Genomic DNA, 3,105 nt, shown 5'->3' on the forward strand with positions numbered 1-3,105 from the left:
GTTGAAGGCATCGCCGGCACCGGTAGTGTCGATTGCCTGCACTGGTCGATGCCCTCGAAATGAGGGATGTTGGGGCGGTCCAACTGACCGAGAGCGCTCACGACAGCCGCAAAGCTCCGGGTCTGCTCTTTCCCGGCGGCATCCCGGGTGGTGGCCTCCCACCTGCGGGCCCCCTCGTCCCAGCGCAGCCGGTTCAGCCGGGTGGAGAACTCGATATTCTCAACGATTCCCGCGCGCTCGGCGACGTCGCGGACGTAGTCGAGAACGTCCCCTCCCTTCGCGAACTGGTGGGGCCAGTCGCCTCGCTGCGCGAACGAGTACGAATACCCGAAAGTCGGGGTGTCGAGCCGGACACCAGGATAAGAGTTCTTAGCCCACGTCCCACCCAGCATTGGAGCGTCTTCGACGACGATAAAGGGCACCCCGGCTTGCTTATACCTGTGTGCCGCAGCGATCCCGGCGATCCCTGCACCGACGATGAGCACGGGGAACTCGCGACCATCAGCGACGTCCTCGAAATGCCATTGAGGGGCCCCACCTTTGTCCGCTGCGAGGTCAAGCTCATGCTTCAGCGAAGCGTACCAATGCTCACGCCCCGCGGTGAGGAAACGCAGGAGATCAGTGACGGTCTCATCCGGGAGCAGATCAACCGCGGTGATCCCATTGTCCCGGAGCTCGCGCAACCCGGCCAACGCCACTGCCTTTGCGCCTTCCTGCTGATCGGCGGACATGCCACCGTGCGGATGGGGTTGGGTGTCCACCGGGCTCAGCGGAGGTTGTAGGTCGCTGCTCAGTGACGACGTATCGCCGAGCGCCGCCGCGATCGCGACGAGCAGCACGGGAAGTTCCGATTGCGCGATGATCTCCGCCAGAAAGGCGTCGTCCTCGACAATGGGCTCCGCGCCAGGTTCCCAATAGAGGTCATCGAACCGTGCGGTTTCGGACCGCGATTCCTGCATGCTGGGCATTCCGTTCTCCTTGAAATTGTTATCGCCGCGAGCGTGGATCGACGTACGAGCGCAGACTTTGGATGACTGACTGTTCGCTGTCGTCGGTGAACACTGCTGCGACGTAGCGATCCGGACGAACCACCAGGGTGTGAGGTTTCGTCAGGCGTGGGACTGCGAGCAACCGCCCAGCGTCGAGGAGCAGCGGAAAACTGTATTGCTCAGCCGGCGAAACGGGTGTGCCTGCCAATACAAGCCGTCGGGCGCCGAGCAAGGCCCAGAATGGATCCGGCCTCTGCGATGACGCGCTTTCTGCTTCCAGGGTCAAGAGGGACCAGCCGTCGCCGAGATGAGTATCGAGCGGCGCCGTCCCGCCGTCCGGGCCGGTCACCGACGGCTGGCTCAGTGCGAAACCGACCGATGCCGCCAACCGGCGGTCGATATCCCGTCCCGCCTTGATGGCCACGCCGTTGCGGTAATCGGGTGGTGAGATGAAACGCATGGATCCCAGATACCGGTGAACCGCGGGAATGAGGCTGACCGTGCGGAAGGCGATGTCCCGGACGTTGGTCTTCAGTGCGCCCACAGCCATAACAACGGCCCCGGTCCGGCGTGACACCTTCACCATTTTCGCTGCATGGGTGCGGCGTTCGGATTCGTAGGTGGACAGGAGGCGGTCCGTGCCTGCGCCGCGGAGCACTTCCAACAGCTTCCAGCTGAGATTGAGTGCGTCGCGCARCCCGGCGTTCAGCCCCTGCCCTGAGAAGGGCGGCATGAGGTGCGCGGCGTCACCGATCAGGAAGGAGCGGCCGGAGCGGTAGGTACGTGCGATGCGCTGGTGGGCGACGTAGACGACGGCGCGCCTGACATCCTCTGTCCCGATTCGCGGATGGAAAGGTCGGGACAGCTCAAGAATTTGCGCCGGTGCCGTCATCTCGTCCGCGCTTTCGTGGTCGAAAAGCATGAACTCCAGGCGCAGACGCCCTTTGATCCCGGGTACCAGAACGTAGGGACGCGTCCCGTTGCCGTGGAACTCGGCGTAGGGCTCGCGGGCCTCAGGCACATTGAGCAGGTCGATGACTACCCAGCGTTCCTCCTGAGTTGACCCCACCAGGTCAATGCCCAGGGCTTCACGGACGAAACTGCGGCCGCCGTCAGCACCGATAAGCCATGAGGCAGCCACGGCTCCGTTGCCGTCGTCGGATTGAAAACCGACGGTGACCCCGTCTTTATCCTGGGCGATCGCGTTGACTTGAGCACCTGTGAGAAATGCGATGCGCTCGTCATTGCTTGCTTTTGTCCAGAGGAGGTCTTCCAGCACGGGCTGGTCGAACTGTGACTTGGCCGGGTGTCCGATGCGGGAGGGAGCCGGTTTCGACGAGGCAAGTGGCCTGTCGTTCAGTCCGAAGTAACGGCTCCCGGTGCCGAGCAATGACTCCTCCTTCAGCGCATCGGCAAGGCCCAAACGGTCCATGGTCCGAAAGGTTTCGTCGGCGATGCTGATGGCCCGTGGCAGGTCCATGGGCGCGTTGGCGGCGTCGAGCAGCGCGACACGGGCGCCGCCGTCGGCGAGCAGCAGCGCCGCAGTCAGTCCCACCGGACCGGCGCCGACAACCGCGACATCGAAGTGATCCATGGCATTACCTTTGCGCATCTTTAGGCGACGAGAACGTTGCGCAGAGTACCGAGCTTGCCGACCTCAACCTCGACGACGTCGCCGGGGGCGAGGAACGTCGGCGGCTCCATGAACAGCCCCACGCCTCCGGGGGTGCCGGTCACAATGACGTCACCAGGGGACAGCGGGGTGAATGTCGTCACGTATTCGAGGATCGCGGGGATGTCGAAGATAAGGTCCGCAACCGCCGCGCGCTGCCGGACTTCTCCATTGACCCTCGTCTCAACGACGAGTTCGGTGACATCACCGACTTCCTCGGCGGTCATGAAGTAGGGGCCAAAGGCGCCACTCAGCGGAAAGTTCTTCCCGGGAGTCCACTGTCCGGTGTGGCGCTGCCAGTCACGGGCACTGAAATCATTAAAAGCGGCGTAGCCGGCGACGACCTTGAGCGCATCCTCCGGGCGGACGTGATCCGCGGGAGCTCCCACGACCAATGCGACCTCGCCCTCGTAGTCATACATGTCGCTCTCGCTGGGAATCGGC

3 protein-coding genes are annotated in these 3,105 nt (G+C 63.7%); all 3 read right to left on the reverse strand.

Translation table 11 applies throughout. The features are described from left to right. Nucleotides 1–968: NAD(P)-binding protein (locus tag AB4Y86_RS15525; RefSeq protein WP_441403089.1), on the reverse strand; the 968-nt coding region annotated here is incomplete at its 3' end. A 19-nt stretch (nucleotides 969–987) separates the two neighbouring features. After that, complete coding sequence (locus AB4Y86_RS15530) at nucleotides 988–2,601, reverse strand: FAD-dependent monooxygenase (RefSeq protein ID WP_441403090.1); 1,614 nt, start codon at nucleotides 2,599–2,601, stop codon at nucleotides 988–990. Between the two features lie 2 nt (nucleotides 2,602–2,603). Further along, on the reverse strand, nucleotides 2,604–3,105 hold a 502-nt coding region (locus AB4Y86_RS15535), incomplete at its 5' end, for a fumarylacetoacetate hydrolase family protein (protein ID WP_441403091.1).

Source organism: Arthrobacter sp. 2YAF22_2, assembly GCF_052114645.1.
GTDB lineage: Bacteria > Actinomycetota > Actinomycetes > Actinomycetales > Micrococcaceae > Arthrobacter.